This is a genomic window from Algoriphagus alkaliphilus (genome assembly GCF_900103735.1).
GTDB classification, from domain to species: domain Bacteria; phylum Bacteroidota; class Bacteroidia; order Cytophagales; family Cyclobacteriaceae; genus Algoriphagus; species Algoriphagus alkaliphilus.
Genome location: NZ_FMXE01000012.1, coordinates 102,050 through 125,156, shown reverse-complemented (window position 1 = coordinate 125,156; position 23,107 = coordinate 102,050). Strand labels below are relative to the sequence as shown.

The 23,107-nt window shown below is 43.2% G+C and carries 20 protein-coding genes; 14 read left to right on the top strand and 6 right to left on the bottom strand.

Features of this window, described 5'->3' with window-relative positions:
- Positions 1-103 precede the first annotated feature (103 nt).
- A complete protein-coding gene (locus BLQ81_RS10365) occupies positions 104-286 on the top strand; it encodes a type II toxin-antitoxin system HicA family toxin (protein ID WP_092729882.1) in 183 nt (60 codons plus the stop codon).
- A 52-nt stretch (positions 287-338) separates the two neighbouring features.
- Positions 339-728, top strand: coding sequence for a helix-turn-helix domain-containing protein (locus BLQ81_RS10360; protein WP_092729881.1), 390 nt, complete (start codon positions 339-341; stop codon positions 726-728).
- A 1-nt stretch (position 729) separates the two neighbouring features.
- On the opposite strand, the gene BLQ81_RS22255 is transcribed toward BLQ81_RS10360, so the two are convergent.
- Positions 730-891, bottom strand: a complete 162-nt coding sequence (locus BLQ81_RS22255) for a hypothetical protein (RefSeq protein WP_175454210.1) — start codon at positions 889-891, stop codon at positions 730-732.
- A 32-nt stretch (positions 892-923) separates the two neighbouring features.
- Positions 924-2,417 carry a calcineurin-like phosphoesterase C-terminal domain-containing protein gene (locus tag BLQ81_RS10350; RefSeq protein ID WP_092729879.1) on the bottom strand — a complete coding sequence of 498 codons (1,494 nt, stop codon included), beginning with the start codon at positions 2,415-2,417 and terminating at the stop codon, positions 924-926.
- A 672-nt stretch (positions 2,418-3,089) separates the two neighbouring features.
- On the opposite strand from BLQ81_RS10350, the gene BLQ81_RS23100 reads away from it, so the two are divergent.
- The 8 genes from BLQ81_RS23100 to BLQ81_RS10310 all read left to right on the top strand — a co-directional run bounded on the left by BLQ81_RS23100 (position 3,090) and on the right by BLQ81_RS10310 (position 13,780).
- Complete coding sequence (locus BLQ81_RS23100; RefSeq protein WP_407640243.1) at positions 3,090-3,446, top strand: HYC_CC_PP family protein; 357 nt, start codon at positions 3,090-3,092, stop codon at positions 3,444-3,446.
- Between the two features lie 91 nt (positions 3,447-3,537).
- Positions 3,538-7,371 carry an efflux RND transporter permease subunit gene (locus BLQ81_RS10340; protein WP_092729877.1) on the top strand — a complete coding sequence of 1,278 codons (3,834 nt, stop codon included), beginning with the start codon at positions 3,538-3,540 and terminating at the stop codon, positions 7,369-7,371.
- 4 nt (positions 7,372-7,375) lie between these two features.
- Positions 7,376-9,205, top strand: coding sequence for a TolC family protein (locus BLQ81_RS10335; protein WP_092729876.1), 1,830 nt, complete (start codon positions 7,376-7,378; stop codon positions 9,203-9,205).
- A gap of 9 nt (positions 9,206-9,214) precedes the next feature.
- Entirely contained in the window at positions 9,215-10,993 is a 1,779-nt protein-coding gene (locus BLQ81_RS10330; RefSeq protein WP_092729875.1) for an efflux RND transporter periplasmic adaptor subunit, read from the top strand.
- Between the two features lie 204 nt (positions 10,994-11,197).
- A complete protein-coding gene (locus BLQ81_RS10325) occupies positions 11,198-11,773 on the top strand; it encodes a DUF3347 domain-containing protein (RefSeq protein ID WP_092729874.1) in 576 nt (191 codons plus the stop codon).
- A 200-nt stretch (positions 11,774-11,973) separates the two neighbouring features.
- On the top strand, positions 11,974-12,399 hold the full coding sequence (locus tag BLQ81_RS10320; RefSeq protein WP_092729873.1) for a CHY zinc finger protein: 426 nt from the start codon (positions 11,974-11,976) through the stop codon (positions 12,397-12,399).
- Between the two features lie 102 nt (positions 12,400-12,501).
- The gene (locus BLQ81_RS10315) at positions 12,502-13,083 is read left to right on the top strand and encodes a DUF2911 domain-containing protein (protein ID WP_092729872.1); all 582 of its coding nucleotides are present in this window, start codon (positions 12,502-12,504) and stop codon (positions 13,081-13,083) included.
- A gap of 1 nt (position 13,084) precedes the next feature.
- Positions 13,085-13,780, top strand: a complete 696-nt coding sequence (locus tag BLQ81_RS10310; RefSeq protein ID WP_092729871.1) for a PepSY domain-containing protein — start codon at positions 13,085-13,087, stop codon at positions 13,778-13,780.
- 101 nt (positions 13,781-13,881) lie between these two features.
- Here BLQ81_RS10310 and arfB read toward each other — a convergent pair whose 3' ends face one another.
- Positions 13,882-14,298: an alternative ribosome rescue aminoacyl-tRNA hydrolase ArfB gene (gene arfB, locus BLQ81_RS10305; protein WP_092729870.1), complete on the bottom strand. Its 417-nt coding sequence runs from the start codon at positions 14,296-14,298 to the stop codon at positions 13,882-13,884.
- Between the two features lie 200 nt (positions 14,299-14,498).
- Between arfB and mnmA the strand changes: the two genes are divergently transcribed.
- The 3 genes from mnmA to BLQ81_RS10290 all read left to right on the top strand — a co-directional run bounded on the left by mnmA (position 14,499) and on the right by BLQ81_RS10290 (position 18,088).
- Positions 14,499-15,710 (top strand): tRNA 2-thiouridine(34) synthase MnmA, encoded by a 1,212-nt coding sequence (gene mnmA, locus BLQ81_RS10300; protein ID WP_092729869.1) that lies wholly within the window; start codon positions 14,499-14,501, stop codon positions 15,708-15,710.
- A gap of 154 nt (positions 15,711-15,864) precedes the next feature.
- Complete coding sequence (locus BLQ81_RS10295) at positions 15,865-16,581, top strand: pseudouridine synthase (RefSeq protein WP_092729868.1); 717 nt, start codon at positions 15,865-15,867, stop codon at positions 16,579-16,581.
- 43 nt (positions 16,582-16,624) lie between these two features.
- On the top strand, positions 16,625-18,088 hold the full coding sequence (locus tag BLQ81_RS10290) for a M28 family peptidase (protein WP_092729897.1): 1,464 nt from the start codon (positions 16,625-16,627) through the stop codon (positions 18,086-18,088).
- 129 nt (positions 18,089-18,217) lie between these two features.
- Here BLQ81_RS10290 and BLQ81_RS10285 read toward each other — a convergent pair whose 3' ends face one another.
- On the bottom strand, positions 18,218-19,132 hold the full coding sequence (locus BLQ81_RS10285; RefSeq protein ID WP_092729867.1) for a helix-turn-helix transcriptional regulator: 915 nt from the start codon (positions 19,130-19,132) through the stop codon (positions 18,218-18,220).
- Between the two features lie 207 nt (positions 19,133-19,339).
- Here BLQ81_RS10285 and hrpB point away from each other — a divergent pair, with 207 nt between their 5' ends.
- Entirely contained in the window at positions 19,340-21,826 is a 2,487-nt protein-coding gene (gene hrpB, locus BLQ81_RS10280) for an ATP-dependent helicase HrpB (protein ID WP_092729866.1), read from the top strand.
- Positions 21,827-21,922: 96 nt separating this feature from the next.
- Here hrpB and BLQ81_RS10275 read toward each other — a convergent pair whose 3' ends face one another.
- Positions 21,923-22,546: a hypothetical protein gene (locus BLQ81_RS10275; RefSeq protein WP_092729865.1), complete on the bottom strand. Its 624-nt coding sequence runs from the start codon at positions 22,544-22,546 to the stop codon at positions 21,923-21,925.
- A gap of 39 nt (positions 22,547-22,585) precedes the next feature.
- Positions 22,586-23,107 (bottom strand): HEAT repeat domain-containing protein, encoded by a 522-nt coding sequence (locus tag BLQ81_RS10270; protein ID WP_092729864.1) that lies wholly within the window; start codon positions 23,105-23,107, stop codon positions 22,586-22,588.

The following is a 23,107-nucleotide window of genomic DNA, read 5'->3' as shown; positions in this document are numbered from 1 at the left end:
GCAGAAAAAAGCTAAAGCTTTTTACTCCCAGTCATTCAAAAAACAGTAGCAAAAAAGTTACTATTAAAAATTATTATGGTAGCATTTTTGTTACCTTAGATTCATGAAAGTAAATGAGTTGCTTAAGTTGCTTCATAAAGACGGTTGGTATAAAAAAGACCAAAAGGGTAGTCATCTACAGTTGATCCACCCCGAGAAACAAGGAAAAGTAACTGTCCCAATTCATGGAGGAGATATTCCGATAGGAACTTTAAATTCAATTCTGAAGCAAGCCGGACTTAAGTAAACAACCCAGTTAGAATATTTGAAACTTATTGAACAAACAGAAAGATCGTAAAATGGAAATCGTTAAAATCCCCCTAATAATTGAGAGAGGTGAGGGTAAAGTACTATGGGGACGGGTTGAATATAATGGAAACCTGATCACAGACTTTGCAAACTCTATCCCGGAACTTGAGGAGAAAATAAAAATTCTCTTGTTTGACTTTGAAGAGTTAAATCCTGACAATATTCAATTTGAACATCAATTTGATATTTATTCGCTGTTTCAACGTTTTGACTTTCTGAAAATTTCTACTGTTGCAGAACATGCCGGAATGAATCCAGGGCTCCTTAGACAATATGTATCTGGAGCAAAAAATCCTTCTGAAGAACAAGCAAAAAAGATAGAGCGTACTCTCCATAAACTTGCTCAAGAATTACAGAAAGCCTCAATATTTACTTCGTAATTCACGCGGGTGGAATTTTTATTCCGACAATCCATCCCATTGCGCTGGCATCATCTTTCTTTTCCAAATCAACCTTCAACGCCAGCGCTAAATTTACTCGGCAATTCAATAACCCAGCTTTAAAAAGCTGGGCTATTGATGATCGAAATCCTTCGACTTCCATATCAAATTTCAAACACCCCACATACATTTTCCCTACACCCTCTTCGAATACACATTCCCAAATCGATCCTTGGCCTCAACCACCAAATTCTCTTTTGACTCGGGTTTAAAAAAGAACATGTGGTCGTTCAGTTGGGGCTCCACCCATTGTCTGCGGGCAGGTAAATCGGGTCCCAAATGAAGCTCTGTACTCCAAGGATCTACTGCTAGTCTTTTTTCAGGTGCTCCTTTTCTGATACCATTCTCAAACCAGCTGATTTCCCAAGCGGGATCGTAGTTCCAACAATTCAGTGACATTTGATCGGGGAAGTCTTTGTGATAGCCTGTCTGATAAACCCTGAATTGCTCGTTGATATCCAAGCCGGTGCCTTTGTACTTCCATTGCAATTCGGATCCTTTGGACTCATATACGGCGTATCCGTTTGGCGTACCATCGTAACAGATCGGGCCTGACCACCAAGCCCCGCAGACAGTGCCATGACAGTGTTCAAATACACGTCCACTGATCATGTTGTCATTGAAATGTGTGTGACCGGACATTAAGTGGGCATTGTATCCTTCCAGCATCCGATATAAATGTTCCCGATTGCTGACCGTGCCACCCAGTGTGTCCCGTTCCGGATAGCGGGTTACCGCGCCGGTATAGCTAGGAATGTGAAGCGACACAACTACTGTTTTTCCTTTTTCCACCAGTTTCAGATCCTGTTCCAGCCAGGCCAACTGCTCCTCCGGAATGTGTCCAATGTATTTGGTACCTGTGCCCAGATAAAACACATCATCCAAGACAACATAATGAACCTCTCCCCGATTCCAGGAATAATAAGTCGGTCCAAAATGACTTTTAAATGTGCCTGTGGTGGTCGCATCGGACCGACCGCCAAAGTCCATATCATGATTACCTACCACCTGAAAAAATGGGATATTATACATTTGAATCGACTGATTGTATTCTTTGAAAAGTTCCAGCTTGTCATAAACCAAATCTCCACAGCCAATTCCGAAAATATTGGGGTCATCAAGCGAAGCAATGGTTTTCTGTACATCGGGAGCAGCCACGGTCAGCAGTTGATTTACTTCGTATTCATTTTGAATTTGTGTATCTGCCAGCACCAAAAAGTGATGATTTTCATCCGAATTGACAGATTTCTTCAAGTCAAAACTGAGATTTTGTTCAGACTTGCTGTGATCGATCCTTTGAAAGAATGAAGCAGATCCATTTGCCTGTTTTTGGATTTCATAGCCTGAAGGAAGCGATACAAATACAAACTCACGATCAGTTCCTGAGATCAATTCAAATTCACCTGAAGAGTTGGTCTGGACTACAATTCTTCCATCAGAAACCGCAATGCCGCGAAGACCCTGACCATTTGTCAATACCCTTCCCCTGATTCGAATTGGGGAAAACACTGAAGGTAAATTCTGAAGCTTTACCTCTTTTTGAATGTTGGCAAAAACCGAATCTCCAAATCCTATCCATCCGATTGAGGTCAGGCTTAGTCCTTTGATAAAATCTCGTCTGTTAAACATGGTGGTTGGGGGTTTAGTGTTGAATTGTTAAGGTTTGAAGTATTAATGTCTATAAGTTATTGCTTACCTGCCTTAGGTATATTTTTACTATTTTTTTAATCTGTAAATCCGCTTTCAACACCCGAAAATCCATAGAAAATGGGGTTTGTTGTCCGATGAATCGAGCTGTGGGCTGGGGACTTCGTCTTTCGGCAATTATCAGTTACTCTTCAAATTCATTATTGGTATTGTGGCTAATTGTGAATGATCAAATTTTTTTTGCTTTGACTTTTGAGAAAGCCGGATTTCCGATGATTTAAAGTAGGTTCTCCTCTGTCTTAGCTGTGGCTTTTGTCTTGAATCTTACATCTAGTATCTCTTTTTGGGTCTCGCCGCTCACTTTGCCTCCCTTTTTTCACATAAATTTGAAAACTGAATTGAAATCTTTACGTCTATTCATAAAAGTTATCAATTTCTTAATTTTGGCACTGATTAGTGTGGATCAATTTCATCAAAGCTTAACCCTTATTTGCTTTCCAGTTCTTGTTTCTTACTGGTAAGATCTTGATCATTAAGTCATAATATGATTTGCCTTAATACGGAAGACTTAAATTAATTTTACTTACTTTTGATTCTGTGAAAACTATTTTCTCCATATCCTTAGCCTTTTTGGTTCTATTCTCCTCCATTGGGATGGCGAAGACGACCCATTTTTGCATGGGCCATGCGATGAAAAGTGACATTGGTTTTTCGCCGAAGCATCTGGATTGCGGAATGGCAATGCCAATGGACCACAGTGAAAATGATCAGGACGACCAAAAAGACCCTAAGTCCTGCTGCGAAAACATCACAGAACACCTTCAAGTGGACGATGATGGTCAGCTGAAAAAGAGTCATTATTCTTTCAATGTAGTCTTTGCCGTGGCCTTGACCCAGGTTTTTATTTTTGGTTTGGATTATGTTGAGACTGAGCAACCTACTTTTACACTTTATACCTCCCCCCCACTTATTCAGGACTTCCACGTCCTTTTTGAGCAATTTCTGATTTAAATCCAAGGTTGGCAGGGCTGTTTTCCTGCATGCGTTTGACTTAAGCCAAATCGGCTTTAGATTCATTTTCTGCATTTAACCTTTGTGATTTATGCTAAACAAAATCGTCAAGTATTTCCTTGAAAACAAACTGGTTACAGTACTTTTCCTCCTGCTTATTATCGGCTGGGGAATCGTTACCGCACCTTTCAATTGGTCTGTCAGTTTTCTTCCGCGGGATCCTGTTCCTGTGGACGCCATCCCGGATATCGGGGAAAACCAACAAATCGTCTTCACCGAATGGATGGGACGGTCACCTCAGGATGTGGAGGACCAAATCACCTACCCGCTCACTACTTCCCTTTTGGGACTTCCTGGAGTAAAAAGCGTCCGATCCAGTTCCGCCTTCGGATTTTCCAGTATCTACATCATTTTCGAAGAAGACATTGAGTTTTACTGGAGCAGATCCCGGGTACTCGAAAAGCTGAATTCGCTATCGGCTGGACTACTTCCCGAAGGAGTTCAACCCAAACTTGGGCCTGATGCCACAGCTTTAGGGCAGGTCTATTGGTACACCCTCGAAGGCCGTGATCCGGATGGAAATCCCGTGGGCGGATGGGATCTGCATGAGCTTCGAACGATCCAAGACTATTATGTTCGCTATTCCCTCACAGCTGTGGAGGGAGTTTCCGAAGTCGCTTCCGTAGGCGGATATGTCAAAGAATACCAAGTTGACGTGGATCCGGGGGCCCTAAAAGCCAACGGCGTCACGCTGATGGATGTGATGGAAGCCGTCCGTAAGTCCAACTTGGACGTCTCTGCCAACACCATCGAAGTAAACAAAGTCGATTATTTCATCCGCGGGTTGGGCTATATCGAAGAACTCTCAGATTTGGATAAAGCCGTAGTCAAAGTCACTGACAACGTACCGATTCGAATTCAGGATGTTGCCCGGGTCAACATTGGCCCACAGACCCGAAATATGTCCGGTATTTTGGACAAGTCCGGTGCCGAGGCAGTTGGTGGTGTGGTCATCGCACGTTACGGAGACAATCCTTTGAAAGTAATCGAAGGCGTAAAAGCAGAAATCGAGAAAATTTCCCAAGGACTTCCTTCCAAAACCCTGGCAGACGGAACAGTTTCAAAGGTTACGATCGTACCCTTCTACGATCGTACAGGACTGATTTATGAGACTTTAGGTACACTGTATGAAGCAATCAGTCTTCAGATTTTGATCACAATTCTGGTGATCATCGTCATGGTGTACAATCTGAGGGCCTCCTTGTTGATTTCGGCTTTGCTTCCCATGGCGGTGCTGATGTGTTTCATTTTTATGAAATACTTCGGTGTGGATGCCAATATCGTCGCGCTATCCGGCATCGCGATTGCCATCGGAACCATGGTGGATTTGGGGATTATTTTGAATGAAAATATTCTCCGCCATCTGGAAACCGCTCCTTCCGGTCAAACCAAACTCAAAACGGTCTTTCAGGCCACTTCGGAAGTATCCGGAGCAATTATCACGGCCGTCAGTACAACCATAGTCAGTTTTTTACCGGTATTCACCCTTCAGGCAGCGGAAGGAAAACTTTTTGGCCCCTTGGCTTATACCAAGACATTTGCATTGATCTCAGCGGTGATATTCACCTTGCTGATCATGCCTGCTTTTTCACATTGGATTTTTTCCATCAAAAAGCAAAGAGGACAAATTGGGCGCTACCTGAATTATGGTCTGCTGATTATCGGTCCAATCATCGCCATGACAGTATGGTCTTGGGCGGGTTGGTTGCTATTTGGATATGGCTTGGTGCATACTGCAGCATTTCACTATCCTGAAAAAGTAGAAAAGCGAAAAAGTTTTCTGATCATTGCCGTTACGCTGTTGGCAGTTACCCTGCTTTTGACACAAGAATGGATGCCTTTAGGCGTGTCGGTCAGCACCTTGACCAATTTCATTTTTATTGCTTTGCTCTTGACTTTGGTTTTGGGAGGCTTTGCCGGATTTATCCGGATTTATCCCCGAATTCTCAACTGGTGTCTGGCCAATAAAATGAAATTTATGCTTTTCCCCATAGTCGTAATCCTACTGGGAATAAGCGTCTGGTTAGGATTTAACCGGGTTTTTGGGATAATTCCAAAAAGCTTCGATCTGATAGGAGTCAATATCCGAACCACTGGATTATGGTCAGGGATGACCCATACCTTTCCGGGTTTAGGCAAGGAGTTTATGCCTTCGCTCAATGAAGGATCATTTCTTTTGATGCCGACTACAATGCCGCATTCCGGTATTCAGGAAAACAAGGAGGTTTTGCAAAAGCTGGATATGATGGTGACAGCAATTCCTGAAGTGGATATGGTCGTGGGAAAAGCGGGTCGCGCAGAAACTGCCATCGATCCTGCCCCGATGTCCATGTTTGAAAATACCATCAACTACAAGACCGAATACGCCACAGACATCAATGGAAGTCGAATTCGATTCAAAGTCAACAAGCATGGAAATTACGAATTGAAGGACGGTTCCTTGTTTGATCCCGAAACCATGACTCCCAATCAGATTCGGGTTAAAGACTTGGTGGTAGATCCGGACGGGGAATATTTCCGTCAATGGCGGTCCCATATCAAAACTCCGGATGATATCTGGAATGAGATCGTCAGCGTGATCAATTTGCCGGGTGTCACCTCCTCTCCCAAACTCCAACCGATTGAAACGCGTCTCGTCATGCTTCAAACAGGTATGCGTGCACCGATGGGAATAAAAGTATATGGCCCTGATCTACAGACCATTGAAAGCTTTGGATTACAGCTAGAAAAGTACCTCAAAGAAGTTCCTTCGGTCAAAAAGGAAGCAGTTTTCGCAGACCGGATTGTTGGTAAGCCCTACCTCGAATTGGACATTGACCGGGAGCAAATTTCTCGCTACGGACTCAATGTAAAAGATGTTCAGGACTTTATCGAGACTGCTATTGGAGGAATGAAACTCAGTACCACTGTCGAAGGCCGGGAGCGCTTCCCGATTCGTGTTCGCTATGCACGGGAGTTTAGAGATGATCCTTATGCCATTGAAAACCTTCAGATCCCCACTCCTGTCGGAAGTTACATTCCATTGGGGCAATTGGTTAAAGTGAGTTATCGTCCCGGACCTGATATGATTCGCGGTGAAAACAGCTTCCTAGTTGGTTATGTGCTTTTGGACAAAATGCCGGGCTTTGCTGAAGTGACTGTGGTGGAAGACGCCCAACGATACTTACAGGAAAAAATCGACTCCGGTGAGCTCAAAATCCCAAGTGGCGTTCGCTTTGCCTTTTCAGGTTCCTACGAAAATCAAATCCGCGCAGAATCAAGACTTTCTTTAGTCGTTCCACTGAGTTTGATCCTGATCTTTCTGATACTTTATTTCCAGTTCAGAGCGGTATCTACCACATTGTTTGTATTCACCGGAATCGCAATGGCCTTCTCAGGAGGATTTCTGATGATCTGGTTCTATGGCCAGGATTGGTTTATGAATTTCTCCTTTTTCGGGGCCAATATTCGGGATCTTTTCCAGATGAAAGTCTACAATCTCAGCGTGGCAGTTTGGGTGGGATTCATCGCCCTGTTTGGAATTGCCACCGATGATGGTGTTGTAGTGGCTTCTTATTTGGATCAAAGCTTTAAAGAGAACAAGCCGAGTACTGTTCAGGAAATCCGTGACTCGGTATTGGAAGCAGGAAAACGGAGAGTTTTGCCCTGTATGATGACTACTGCTACCACTATGCTTGCCTTGGTTCCGATTTTCACTTCCACCGGAAGAGGATCGGATATTATGATTCCGATGGCGATTCCTTCTTTGGGAGGAATGGTTTTGGAGATTACCACAGTATTTATCGTGCCGACCCTCTATTGCTGGTGGGCAGAAAGAAAACTAAAAAACAATTCCCAGGTCTTTGCCGGGGAATCGAACGCATAAGGTTATGGAAAAATTAAAAGATTTCGGATTTCGGATTTCAGATTTCGGAGTTTGGTTATTGATCATGCCGCAGTTAATGTCTTCAATAACTCTTTTAAAAGGGTGGTTTGCGAAGACACAAACCACGGCAAGGGAAAAATCTGTGAAAATCAGTGGGTATTTCTTTGAAAATCTGCGGGAGAAAAAATCAGAAAATAAGTGGTCTGTGGAGACACAGACCACGGCGGACGTTATGGAAAAGACACCTGACAAATGGTCTATGGAGGCACAGACTTCGGTAAATCAAATAAAATCTGCGAGAAACTTGCCTGACGGCAGTCAGGTCTGTGATTTTATCCGTGAAAATCTGTGGGAAAAATTCAAAAATTCAGCCTTCTCACTTCAGCTTTCTGACTTGAAATTTCAAATTTCAAACTTCAAATTTCAAATTTTCTATTTAGTACTTCCTCTTTGCCTCTCACTGTTTACCTATCAGGCAAAGGCTCAATCCCTCGATGACTACCTCATCCAAGCTGCCCAGAATAACCCCGGATTAAAAGCCTCTTATTCACGGTATATGGCATTTATGGAGCGAAACGGACAAGTTGCCCTGCCTGATCCCGAATTGCGGGTAGGGTTTTTCCTACGTCCCATGGAGCGATTTATGGGAAATCAGCAGGCAGACATTCAGTTGATGCAGATGTTTCCCTGGTTTGGAATGCTTTCCGCACAAAAAGAAGAGGCCAATTACATGGCACTCGCTCAATATCAGCTCTTTTTAGAGGAAAAGAATCAGTTATTCTTCCAAATCAAATCCACTTGGTACGAGCTACACCGACTGAATGAGGAAATTCGGATCAGCGAAGAAAATCTGGAATACCTGAAGAAATACGAACGTCTTGCATTGATTAAGTATCAAGCCGCGGCACCGACTACCGGAGGTGCAGCACCAACTCCTAGCAATCAAACCGCCAGCACCTCAGGCAGCAGCTCTGCCGGAGCATCATCCATGAATTCAATGGGCGCAACCACTTCTCAAATGCCCACCTCCGCAAATTCCATGAGCAATGGAATGGGTTCTTCAGGCACAGGTTCGGGTATGAGTGATGTCTTGCAGATTCGCATTGAAATGAAAGAGTTGGAAAGCAATCTATCCCAGTTGGAAGCCAATATGGAGCCTTTGCAGATCAAGTTCAATCAGCTTCTCAACCGGGAAAACCGGGAAGAAATCCTTTTGTCAGCCGCCCTTTCACCCGCTATTTTGGATAACGAAAAGCTTGAAGTTCTGGAAAATATAAAAGCCAGTAACCCGATGCTAGCAATGTACGACTCGGAAATGGCTGCATATGATCAACAGGCGCGAATGGCAAAATTAGACGGACGGCCCATGCTTGGTGCAGGAGTAAATTACATGCCATTCAAACCAAGGTTGGAGGACGGAATGATGATGGGTGGAGATAATATGGTCATGCCGATGGTGACGATGACCTTGCCTATCTACCGGAAGAAAACAAACGCCAAAATCAAAGAAGCTGAATACCTCAAAGAAGCTACTTCCCTGACCCGCCAAAAAACAGAAAATCTGCTCACCATGGAGTGGGCCAATGCTTTTCGGGATTGGGAAGATGCCGAACGGAAAATCCGACTATACACGGAACAGGTGAAACTTGTCGACCAAACTATCAATCTCCTACTGACAGCCTACAGCAGTAGCGGAAGGGATTTTACAGAAGTACTTCGCGCGCAACAGCTTCTGCTGGATTACCAACTGAAACGCGTCAATGCAATCAATCAGCAATACCAAAGTCTGGCTATGCTGGAAATGCTTGCTTCATCGGATGCTCAACTTCAATAAGACTTTAAAATGAAAAAGATATTCGAAAATAAATTCGCGCTAATTACCCTCACTTTGGTGATAGGGGTACTATTCGGCTGGTTGATCAAGCCAAGTCCTTCCCAATTGGAGACAACCGATGGCCATAACCATGGGTTGGAAAGTTTAAGCAAGCAACTTTGGACTTGTTCCATGCATCCGCAGGTTAAGTTGAGCGAACCGGGAGACTGCCCGCTTTGCGGGATGGATCTTATCCCTGTTTCCACCTCTTCCGGTTCATCTTCCAATCCAATGGCCTACGAAATGACTCCGGAGGCTGTGGCTATGGCCCAAATCCACACCACAAAAATTGCTGGGGTGAATGCTTCCGGTGAACTCTTTCTCACGGGGAAAATCCAACCGGACGAGCGGGAAAAAGCATCAGTAACTGCAAAATACCCCGGAAGAATCGAACGCTTGTTTGTAAGCTTTACCGGAGAGGAAGTCAAAGCCGGCCAACGCCTGGCGACACTCTATTCCCCCGAAATGCTTTCTGCGCAACGTGAACTTCTTGAAGCTGTTAAAAGCAAAAACGATTTTCCTGAACTTTATCAGGCGGCCAAAGAAAAACTCAAATTCTGGAAGCTGACCGAAAGTCAAATCAATGCGATTGAGCAATCCGGAAAAGTCACCGAACAAATTGACATTCTTGCAGATCAATCCGGTGTGGTTGTACAGCGCAATGTAGCTGTGGGAGATTATGTCAGCACAGGTACCGTGCTATTTAATGTGGTCAATCTGAATAAGCTTTGGGTGCTATTGGACGCTTACGAATCGGATTTACAATTTCTGAATTTGGGTAACGAAATCAATTTTTCTGTCGCAGGTTTTCCCGGAGATGAGTTTAAGGCGAAGATCACGTTCATCGACCGATTAATCAATCCGAATACTCGTGCAGCATCTGTGCGGGCTGAAATCACAAATTCAGGCCAGAAACTGAAGCCTGAAATGTTTGTCACAGCACGAATCAGGACCAACGCAAAGTCAGCAGCTTCCGGAATATCCGTTCCGAGAACAGCGGTTTTATGGTCGGGAAAGCGATCTGTAATCTATGTTAAAATCCCGGATGCGGAGATGCCTACCTTTGAAATGCGTGAAGTAACTTTAGGCCCTAGAATGGGAGATAATTACATCATTGAAGCAGGCTTGCAGGCTGGGGAGGAAATCGTGACCAACGGTGTTTTTGCCATCGATGCCGCCGCTCAGCTTTCAGGACAATTCAGCATGATGAACAGACCAAAGACCAAATCTTTGGAGGTCTCGCAGGAGTTCAGGGATCAAATTACATCGGTAGCAGATGCCTATTTTCTGGTGAAAAATAATCTGGTTAAAGACAACCTTTCAGAATCCCAAAAATCCCTGAGTACTTTAGATCAAAATTTGGGAAAAGTAAATATGAATTTAGTGAAAGGCGAGGCCCATGACCTTTGGATGGGGATGCTTTCAGGATTAAAAGATGCCAAAACGAAGATGGCTAATACCAAAGACCTAGAGGAAGCCCGAAAGCATTTCTCAATGCTTTCTTTTCACATGCTGGAGGTGACAGAAACATTCGGATTGAACAAAGCTGTGGTGTACAAGGATTTCTGCCCCATGGCATTTGGAGATCAGGGCGCCTATTGGCTGTCAGAGCAAAAGGAAATCACCAATCCCTATTTCGGCGCATCCATGCTGAACTGCGGAGAAGTCAAGCAAACCTATCTCAAAGGTCAGCCGGTGATGAATCTAGCTGGGAATTCATCTTCTGCTCCTACCGCACATAATCATTAAGAATAACTAAGACCTGTCAGGTTTTGAAAACCTGACAGGTCTATTTCTTTACAAACCGTAACTTGAAAGAATTAGAATCTAACACTTATCAAAAACCAAATTAATTTCAAATGAAATCAAGCATGGACCTTCGGTGTCACACACTGGGATGATTATTCACCATGCGAGATTCCATGTGGCCACTTAAAAACAAATTATAAACACATGAAAAAGACACTATTATTTGCTTCCTTAATCACCTTTGCAGTGTTTTCCTGCGGAGAAAAATCCACCTCAAAAGAAACTCATGCAGAAGCCCACGCTTCGAGTGACGGGACTACCGCCAAAGCTTTGGCAGTGAAAAGTTCAAAGTCCACAACGGCAATTATTGACGGGTACTTAGCTGTAAAAGATGCTTTGGTCGCCGATGATCAAGCAACTGCTTCAATCAAAAGTGTTGCCTTAGTTTCCGATCTTAAAGCATATGATATCGCGTCATCTCAGGCAAATGACCCCGAAGAATTAGAAAGACTACAGGTAGAAGCTACCGGATTTGCCGAAAAATTGGCAGCTGGAGACATTGCTGCCCAGCGTGAAAGTTTTCAGTCACTTAGTGTTACCATGAAGGAGTTCCTGAAAATAGCCGGTGCTGACCGCACACTTTACCATCAGTATTGCCCGATGTACAAGGGAAACAAAGGTGGCATGTGGCTGAGTGCCAATGAAGACATCAAAAATCCATTGTTTGGAAGCTCGATGTTGACCTGCGGTCGAGTAGAGGAAACTTTGGCTTTGAATTAAATCAAATTGGGAGGCGGGCCTTATTTAGGACCCGCCTTCTGAATTATTTGAAAATTCGGAATGCTGCACAAATCCATATTTTTGTAGAATTAAATCCCCCTAACCCCCTTAAAAAGGGGAAATTGCGCCGCTTTGATCTTCAAATCCATTGATTAGAATTTAGCTGAATTAATGCGGATGAACATATACCGATCAATCCAATGAGAAAAAATGTACTATTTACACTTGGACTTATTCTGCTTTTCACAGCAGGTTCATTTGCTCAAGAGAAAGTATTGGAACCGCTGAAAGTCTCACAAATCCGCGGAGTAAATGTTTTCGGAAAACCCGTGGACAATCAAACCCGCTGTGTGCATTGGCATTCCGAATTGGACATTATCGCCATCAAATTCAAATGCTGTGACAAGTATTACCCCTGCTTTTCTTGCCATGAAGAGGAAGCGGACCATGAGCATAAAGTCTGGCCAAAGGCAGAATTTGACCAAAAAGCAATTCTTTGTGGCGTTTGCGGTACCGAATTAAGTATTAAAGATTACATGGCATCAAACAATTTCTGTCCAAGTTGTAAATCGGGCTTTAACCCCGGATGCAGCAAGCATTACCATTTGTATTTTGAAACGGATTGAATGTACGAAGTACTAAGTACCAGGTACAAAGTAAGAAGGTTAAAATAACCTTTACAAATAACCCAATAACAAATAACCTATCACGCACCATCCCACAGCACTATGAAGTATTCACCCATTATCTCAGCCATTTTCCTTTTAGTTGCACTTTCTTGTTCATCCAAAACGGAATCTGAAAATGTAACAGCAGAAGATCACAGTCAGCACCAAACAGCAGCTGCACCTGCTGCCTCCAAAAGCCCAAAAACCGAAGCGATGGCAGTGATCGGAGGAAATCACATCCACATCGACTACTCCTCCCCAAGTGTCCGGGGAAGGCAAATTTTCGGTGGACTGGTTGGGTTTGGAGAAGTTTGGTCCACCGGAGCGCATAAAGCCACAAGTATAAAGTTTGATAAAAATGTATTGATCGGAGGAAAAGAAATCCCGGCAGGGAAATACGGCTTCTTCACCATTCCCGGAGAAACCGAATGGACACTCATTCTAAATAAAGTTTGGGACATGCACCTTGCAGACGATTACAATTCAGCCGAGGATATCATCCGCATGACGGTAACGCCGGAGATTCTTACAGAAACAGTCGAATCACTTACTTACACTGTCACCGAAAAATCTGCGAATACAGCAGAAATAAGCATGGCTTGGGATAAGACAAAAGTGAGTTTTGAAGTAATCAACAAGTAAGATGCGAAAGAACAATCAATTCTACGCCCGAAGAATCCACCGCTTTTTAGGTGTTTTCATCGGGATACAATTTCTGTTCTGGACGATCTCAGGACTTTATTTTTCTTGGACAGACATCGACGAGATTCACGGGGATCATTTTCACCAGGATCACATGATGCATATGACTGCTGCCAATTTGGTCGATCCCGCAAGTTTGGATTCTACTCTGGAAATTGCCAGCCTGGAACTCCGGTTTGTCAAACACCAACCCTACTATTGGGTAAATGGGCAGCAACTGTTTCATGCCCAAACTGGGGCTTCCAAAGGTGAAATCACCGAAGATGAAGCCAAGGAGATCGCCAAAATCTATATCAAAGGTGACTTTGGAATCAAGTCTGCCGAATACCTGACGGAGACTGGTTCGCACCACGAATATCGGGGCCGTCCCCTACCGGCTTGGGCGGTTAACTTTGAGCATCCCGAGAATCTTACAGCTTACATTGATGCCAAAAGCGGAAATTTTGAACGCGTCAGGCATAGAAACTGGCGCTGGTTTGACACGCTTTGGATGTTTCACACGATGGATTACGCCGGTCGGGACAATTTCAACAACCTCCTGTTGAGGGCATTTTCCCTGTTTGGATTGGCCACGATTGCTTCTGGCTTTACACTGTTCTTTATGACTTGGAAAAAATCCAAATCCTCAAAAAAATAATCTTGGACTTCTGACTTTAACTTTCACACTTTAGCCTCCTAATTTTTATCCTTATTCTGGTTTCAGTCTTGATTCTTGACACCAAATACTAGATACCGTTTTCACTCTTTCCACTTCCGATTTGCCTTCTTTTCCGCCTGAACCTTCTTTGATTTTAAGCGATCTTCAATAGCACCTTTGCTTGGTCTCGTTGCTTTTCGGATTTTCTTTTTGTGAAAAGCTGTTTTTAGCAAATCATAAAATTTCTTGATCACCAGCTCTTTGTTCTGAATTTGAGAGCGCTTTTCCTGACAGGAAAGATTCAAATTCCCTTCCTGATCGATCTTGTTTTTCGCTTTTTGAAGCAAAGTCAGTTTTTCTTCCTCGCTCAGGACCAATGACTTGTTGACATCGAAACTCAACTGAACTTTCGTCTCAACCTTATTGACGTTTTGTCCTCCCGGCCCCCCGCTTCGTGCAGTCTGGAATTGGAGTTCAGTTAAAAAATCTCCATTTGCTATTCGTTTTTCGAGGGACATTTTATTGTAAAATTGGAAGATTGCAAGATTGGAAAATTATTGCCTTTATCCCCTGAAGTGCCAATTTTTCAATATTAAAATTTTTCAATCCGCCACGGCGGACGAGTTATTTCAATTTCTTACCTTCACGAACTTATTGAAATCAAATCGACGTTTCATCTCCGTAACCTAATGGACCTTGAATCCATTAATTCTTACCTATGAAAACAAAACCTAGAGTAGTCGTAGGCCTTTCGGGCGGAGTCGACAGCAGCGTGGCTGCCAAATTATTACTCGATCAGGGCTACGAAGTCATCGGCATGTTTATGAAAAACTGGCACGATGAATCCGTCACCATCTCCAACGAGTGCCCTTGGATGGAAGACTCCACCGATGCGATGCTAGTGGCCGAAAAACTCGGTATCCCCTTCCAAGCCATCGATCTCAGTGAAGAATACCGGGAGCGGATCGTGGATTACATGTTTTCGGAATACGAAGCCGGACGCACACCAAATCCGGACATCCTCTGCAACCGGGAAATCAAATTCGATATTTTCTTAAAAGCTGCCCAAAAGCTCAAAGCGGACTTTGTAGCCACAGGACATTATTGTCAGAAAGGTGAAATCCAAGTAGACGGAAAGCCAGTTTATCAGCTGCTTGCCGGAGCCGATCCAAACAAAGATCAAAGCTATTTTCTTTGCCAACTTTCCCAAGCGCAACTTTCCAAGGCGCTTTTCCCCATCGGCCATTTACAAAAACCCGATGTACGAAAAATCGCCAAAGAAGCAGATTTAATCACTGCTGAAAAGAAAGATTCACAAGGACTTTGCTTCATCGGTAAAGTACGCCTGCCTGAATTCCTTCAGCAGCAACTCAAACCAAAAAAAGGTAAAATCATTCAGATTCCTGAAAATCTGGAGGTCTTTCAAAAGCTGCAAATGCCTGTGGGAATTGCTACTGAAGATTGGGATGATGACATTTTGAATGCGAATTCCTTACCGATACATTTCACAGCTGATCAGGGAAAAATCTTGGGTGAGCACAATGGCGCACACTATTTTACCGTAGGTCAGCGCAAAGGACTCCAAGTAGGCGGCACAGGTAAGCCACTTTTTGTCATTTCCACAGACACGAAAGAGAATGTCATTTTCACAGGTTTAGGTGAGAATCATCCCGGGTTAAACCGATTTGGACTCTTTGTGAAAAATGACGAGATCCATTGGATCAGAGAAGATTTGGCACTTCGGCTAGGAGAATCAGCCGAATATGTGGCACGCATCCGATACCGTCAGCCGCTTTCCAAAGCGACTCTGATTATGCGGGAAAATGGATTGTATGTGATCTTTGAAAATGCCCAAAAAGGAATTGCTTCCGGACAGTTTGTGGCTTGGTACCAAGGAGAAGAATGTATCGGAAGCGGAACGATATTTTAGTTTCCCGCTGATTACCGCAGAAAAAGTCGCAGAGAATCGCAGATCTTAAAAGATTAAAACATTTAAAAATTTAGAGTCTTTGTGCCTTAGTGGCAAAATTCAATCTTTGCGCCCTCTCAATTTTCCTCCGCGTACTCCTTGGTTAAAAATCCTTATGCTAGACATCCTCTTCGAAGACGAACACTTAATCATCATTGACAAACCTGCCGGATTGCTGGTTCACCGGACCCGTCAGGCTTTTGGAGAGGATGAAAATGCCTTAATCCAACTTCGGGATCAGATCGGATCATGGGTGGCACCGGTTCATCGATTGGATCGGGCTACGAGTGGAACCTTGCTTTTTGCAAAAAATGAGGCAATTCTTCCTTTAATGAAAGCACAATTCAGCGATCGAAAAGTGGAAAAAACTTACCTCGCCATAGTCCGCGGCATTCCTGTAGAAAAAGAAAATCTGATCGATCATCCTCTGACAAGTGAGCGATCCGGAAAACTTCAGGAGGCGCAAACTAAATACAAGGTCATCGCTGAATCGGAAATTCCTTTCAATTCCACCGGCCGCTACCCTACCAGCCGATACAGTTTGTTCGAAGTCGATCTGATGACAGGAAGAACTCATCAAATCCGAAGACATTTGGCTCATATTCGACACTACATTGTCGGAGATAAAAAGCACGGGGATAACAAGCAAAACATCTTTTTCGAAAAGCAATTTAGATTGAATAATCTTTTGCTTCATGCATGGAAGTTGTCTGTAAACAATCCCATAACAGGTGAAAAAATTTCAGTCTCCTGCCCTATTCCTGTACATTTCCGAACAATCATGCAAGAATTGGCGTGGAAACCGAATGAAATTCTACAGGCTTCGAATTGAAATCGAGAATTTGCGCTATTTTCCCCCATTATTTAATTACCCTATGAAGAGATTAACCATTACCATGAGCTTACTGCTTGCCATTGGCTCATTTTCTTTTGCCCAAAAGCAAGACATCGAAAAGAAATTTGATTCAAAGGCAGCCATTGAAGAGTTCACCTACTTGGCTTCAGATGAACTGATGGGAAGAGACCCTGCCAGACCTGAGATGAAGTTGGCTTATACCTTTATTGCAGATCTGCTCAAAAAAGCAGGAGCTACTCCCCTTCCAGGTGCGGATGGATTTTACCAAAACATCCCCTTTCGGCTTTCCTCCCCTCCAAAATCAGGATCCCTGAAAATCGGAGATAAGGAATTCACTCAAGGCCAGAACATGCTGGTTTTGGATGGGAAATCCTTCTCAGGCACTTACGAACTGGTAGATGTGGGATTTGGCATGGATGAGGATTTTGCAGGGAAGGATTTGAAAGGAAAAATCGCAATCACCAATGCCGGTGCGCCAAATAAGTTAAGCCCAAACCAACTTTTCTCTGAAGGAAGAACCAAAACCCTACGTGCAAAAGAAGCCGGAGCTGTTGCCCTGATCGAACGATTCAATGTACCCTCAGTTCCATGGCAATTGGTTTCCGGATTCCTTAACCGCCCTCAAATGAGCGTCGATCAAGGTTCCGCAAGTGATTTACCCTACGTTTGGATTGAGGATGCAAAAAACCAAATGACAGGTGATAAACTAAAAAATGCTGTAATTGCGATTCAAGGTAAAGTTAACGTAGACATAGACGGTAAAAATGTCCTGGCTTGGATTGAAGGTACTGATCCGGTTTTGAAAAATGAATTCATCATGCTCTCAGCGCACTACGATCACGTGGGCGTAGGTGCTCCTGATGCCAAAGGAGATTCTATATACAATGGCGCAAGAGACAATGCTGTTGGCACTGTTGCTGTGATTAATGCAGCCAAATACTTCGTACAGAATCCTCCAAAACGATCTGTCATTTTTGCACTTTGGACTGCTGAGGAAAAAGGACTTTTGGGAAGTGGCTACTTTGCCAACAATCCATTGATTCCGTTAAACCAAATAGTTTACAATTTGAATATTGACAATGCCGGTTATAACGATACGTCCATCATCACAGTGATTGGTTTGGGTAGAACCAGCGCAGATTTTATGATTGAGGAAGCTGTTGCTGAGTTTGGCTTGACGGCAAAGGCAGATCCTTCTCCGGAACAGGGGCTATTTGATCGTTCAGACAATGTGAATTTTGCCAGAAAAGGAATTCCTGCGCCAAGCTTCACATTAGGATTCACTGCATTTGATGATGAAATCCAACAATATTATCACAAAGCCGCAGATGAAGTGGACAGCTTTGACATGGATTATGCAAAGATCTATTGGAAATCCTATATCCTCTCTGCACAAAAAGTAGCCAATTGGAACCAGCGACCCAAATGGGCAGTCGGTGACAAATATGAAGAAGTCAGCAAAGAACTCTATGGGGATAAATAGTATTTGGACTTTTGATGCCGGAAACAAGTCATAAGATTCAAGATACAAAAGCCCGGTTTCACGTTGAAATCGGGCTTTTGTATTAATATTCTTGATCTCTTGAGATTTTGGATATCGGACTGTTGCCTGTCAAAACACTCCCTTGCCTATCTGCTCCTTCAAATACGTCTTCATCTCCTCTCCTTCTTCCAGCTTGACTTCTCCCGGCAGTCCCAAAATAAATCGCGCCAAACCGGGAAGTTGAGGTATTTCACCTTCAAAGTAATATTGGTTTCGGTTTTTGATGTACATGAAGGGAAGCGCATTGGGATATTCCTCAAGCATTAATTGATACGCCTTCTTACTAAGCCTCAATTTTACCCTAAACTTACTTTTTCCGGTGTAGCCAAAAAGTGCCTGACCGGGGAGTTCATGCTTATTCTCATTTTTCCAACTATCCAAACTAAGAACAACCTCTCCTATCCGTTCAATTTTAAACACTTTCATGCTCTTGCTTTCAATTTCATACGCATGAATATTTTCATAATCGGTAGAAAAGCCCACAGGTTCGACCAACCTGTCTGAAACAGTATCACCGCTCAGAGAATAATAATCCTTCAACCAAATTTGCTTTTTGCCCCAAATCCCCTCCCCAATGAGATCCACAAACCGGCCGAGGTTTGCCTTAAAAAGTTGCTCTGTCCCCTGCTTTACTTCCGATTTTAGCTGAAGCTTTTGCAGAAGCGAATCACGTAGTAGGTTTGCCTTACCCTGACTTTCAATCAAACCCTTGAGCCAAAGATTTTCCTCCTGAGAAAAACTTCCAAAAGTCGAGGTTGCCGGTAAATATTCCGGTCTTTCGTTGATTTTATATTTGTTGAATTCTTTGATTACAACGAATCCCAAAGCCTCCAGCAATTTGAAATATCGATAAATGGTTCGCTCGTTGGTTTCCAATAGCTCCGCCAAGCGATGAACCGGCTTTCCTATATTTCCTTGTAGCAGATTGATCAATTTGAAAACCCGCAGGATTTTTTGCTGTTCGATTAGTTCTGATTTAGCCATAGTTACTTTGGAATAATCACTAAATATAAGCAGAAGGAAAAAGTATCCAGTCTATTTGACACATATTGTCAATAAAAAATAATCCTGAATCTGGAAGATGATCATTAGAGAAAAATGAAAAGAAAAAATTAAAATTAGGTTGGTTTTTTTGTTGTCTTTTTAAAAGTCAACCAAAAACTAATCTAGGATGGCTTAAATTCGCAACTTATGTCCGAGTTCAATCCTTTTTCCTTTGACCTTCCTGTTGCAGAAATCATACCTCAGGTCAAAAATCACCTTTCCACACAAAATTCCTTAATCATCCAGGCACCTCCGGGAGCAGGAAAGAGTACCCTTTTGCCTTTGGTACTCTTGGATGAACCTTGGTTAAAAGGCAAAAAGATTATCATGCTTGAGCCCCGCCGGTTGGCGACCAAAAGTATCGCGCAGCGGATGTCCGGAATGCTGGGAGAGGATTTGGGAAAAACAGTCGGCTATCGGATTAGATTTGAATCCGCAATCACGGCGCAAACACGGCTTGAAGTCATCACCGAGGGGATTTTGACCCGAATGATGCACAGCGACAATGCTTTGGAAAATGTAGGATTGGTAATATTTGATGAGTTTCATGAGCGAAATCTCCATTCAGAAGTTGCTTTGGCACTGTGTCGTGAGATCCAACAGGTTCTCAGGCCTGATCTTCGGATTTTGCTCATGTCGGCGACGATCGATGCCGAGCAGCTTTCCGGCTTGTTGGGGGCAAAAGTGATTCAAAGTCAAGGCCGGCAGTACCCGGTGAAAGTTAATTACCTTTCTGAAGTGGATGAATATGCTATCGGAGAAGATGCTGCCCGACAAATTATCCCTTTGACCAAAAAGCATGAAGGTGATTTTCTGGTTTTCCTTCCCGGTCAGGGAGAAATCAAAAAAGCAGAAGAAATTCTCCGTCGAGCGATCCCTGATGCAGTGGTTTTACCGCTTTACGGTCAACTTTCACCTTCAGAGCAAAATCAGGCTATTCTCCCACACCCTTCGGGAAAGCGAAAAATTGTTCTTTCCACTGACATTGCCGAAACCTCACTGACGATCGAAGGGATCAAAGTTGTGGTGGATTCAGGTTTTGCAAAGTCCAATCGATTTGATGCCCGCTCGGGACTTTCCAGGTTGGTTTTACACCGTATCTCCAAGGATTCGGCTGACCAGCGAAGTGGTCGTGCAGGGCGTTTGACTGCCGGTCATTCTTACCGGCTTTGGACAAAAAGCACCCAGTCACAACTGTCCGAATATCGGGTTCCGGAATTGATGGAAGCAGATTTGACAGCTTTAGTAATGGATATGAAGGCATGGGGAAAACAGGAAATCCGATCCATGTCTTGGCTTACACCACCTCCTGCCGGAACATTGGCTTTGGCTGAAAAAACCCTGGAGGCTTTGGATGCAATTTTGGATGGAAGCCTAACCGAGCATGGTAAGGAAATCCATCAAGTGCCCTGTCATCCACGGATTGCACACATGCTGATTTTTGCGAAGCGCTTAAATCAACTTGGATTGGCTACTGATATCGCGGCAGTTTTGGAAGAACGAGATCCGCTTCCACAGGATTCCGGGGTGGATTTGAATTTGAGAATTGAAGCACTTCGGAGATTTAGAAGCCGTGGGGTAAATTTGGCTCGAATCAAGAAAATCGAAAAAGTAGCCGGACAATATCGAAGAATGTTTGGTATTCAACCTGAAAATAGTCCCGTAGATCCTTGGCAGACAGGTTTGCTTTTGGCTTACGCATATCCGGAGCGAATTGCTGCTGCACGCCCCGGCAACAATGCTCAATTTCAGCTTTCCAACGGGAAAATTGCTCAAATAGGGCACCGGGATGATTTGGCGCATGAATCTTGGCTGGCAGTTGCCCATGTCGACGCACGTGAAGGAATGGGGAAAATATGGCTTGCTGCACCCTTAAACCCCAAAGATTTGGCACCGATGCTTAAAACAAAAGAAGTGTTGACTTGGGACCGGAAAAAAGGAGGCCTGATCGCTCACTCGGAGGTTCGGATCGGCGCAATTATTTTAGGAACCCGTCCCCTGCAGAAAATTGAAAAGTCATTGGCGAAGGCAGCAATTTTGGAAGCTATCGCAGAAGACGGAGAAATGCTTTTGGATTTTAATGAAGAAGTTGAGCAATTGATTTTTCGAATACAATCTTTAAAAAGCTGGAACCCGGAACAGGAATGGCCTTCTTGGACCTCAGAATACCTGTGCATCAATGCAAAAGATTGGCTAGATCCGTACTTGGATCATGTGACTAAAAACGATGATCTAAAGAAACTTAATATCGGCCAGATCCTACTTCACAGTCTTACTTTTGAACAGCAAAAACATTTAAATCAAATGGCTCCAAGCCGATTAAATGTGCCTTCAGGAAGTCAAATTCCCATAGAATATAAGTCCGATGGAGAAACTCCCCTTCTTTCGGTTCGGCTTCAGGAATTATTTGGGTTAATGGAAACGCCAAAGGTAAATGCAGGAAAAATCTCCGTTTTGATAGAGTTACTATCCCCGGGATATAAACCTGTTCAGGTGACTCAGGATCTAAAGAGCTTTTGGGCAAATGGGTATTTCGAAGTAAAAAAAGAACTCAAAAGGCGGTATCCAAAGCATGAATGGCCTGAAGACCCGATCAGTGCTGAGGCAGTGAGAGGAGTCAAAAAGAAGTGGTAGAATTGAATTATCTGGGTAATTCTATTTAAAAATAAGAAGCAAGAAGCGAAAATTGGAAAAGCTAAGAACTCGGATTTTCTCGGTTTTCCATTTAATTCAGGCATCAAGCTTGTCCAAGTAATCCAAAAGCTGAAGAAAAGAAGCAATGGTAAACGGCGTCATTTCTTTTTGCTTGATATTTTCAAGATAAATTTGCCTTAAAACAGGATAGTTTTCCGGATTGTAGATTTTGGCTAGGGTTACACCTCTAAAGGAATTGTAAACAAAGTTTTGAGTCTTAAAAGCCTTTTCTTTTCGCTCCGCAAAAGCTATTTCCAGATTTTCAGGCTGAATCATCTCGTCAAGCCAATAAAATCCATGCATGACGAAAAACTTTTCCGCAGCCATGATCGCTTCTGCCAATTGACTGTCGTTTTCTATGACAAATCGCTTTGGTATTGTTTTTCCGATTTTGTCGGGAGTTTGAATCAGCGTAATAGATCGATCCGAGTAATCGCTGAGGGTTGGTAAAAATCGATGGATAATTTCCTCAACAGCATGAATTCTAATGCCAAGGTTATATTCCAGATAGCTGACATCAGGGTATTCTGTAAAGTGGACAAAAATAACTTGCTGACCTTGGGGAAAGTTTTTATGGTACAACAAATTACTTGAGTGAAATTCAAACCCAAAATCGTTAAAAAACTGATGATGTAACTCAATTACTTCCAGCTTCCTCATGCTTTATTAAACTGAGGAACAATGGATTTGTTGTATTGATCAGGAAAATAATTCCCTCATTTCCTGCAACATAGGCTCAACTTCTGACTTTTTCACCTCGACACTTCCCTCATCCTCAGGATTATGCAGGTAGTGATTCCAATGCTTTTCAGCTTTGCGGATAGTCCTGGGAGTAATATCGAATTCAATCTCATCGAGGTAAACTTTTGCAAGTGTTGAGGCTTTGTAGTTTCCAAAAAGGAAAACTTTAAAGACGTCGACAAATCGGTCACTCAGATCAAAATCCTCTAAAATCTGAACAAAAGCGCCTTGCACTGATTTGTTCTTTTTGTCAAAAATTGTTTCAAAAATCACATCTAAGGCTTCCTCCTGAAACTTGGTCTTGGATAGCGCTCTACAAGACAGGTAGGCGAGTTCCCAATTATCCCCTTTTACCAATTCTAAAAGTTTATCTTTTGCCTCTTCATCTGCCAAACCCCCAAGTTTATCAGCAAAAAAATAAGCTTCGGATTCTTTGGGATCACACATCCGGTCAAAAACTTTTTGAATATTTTCCTGCAT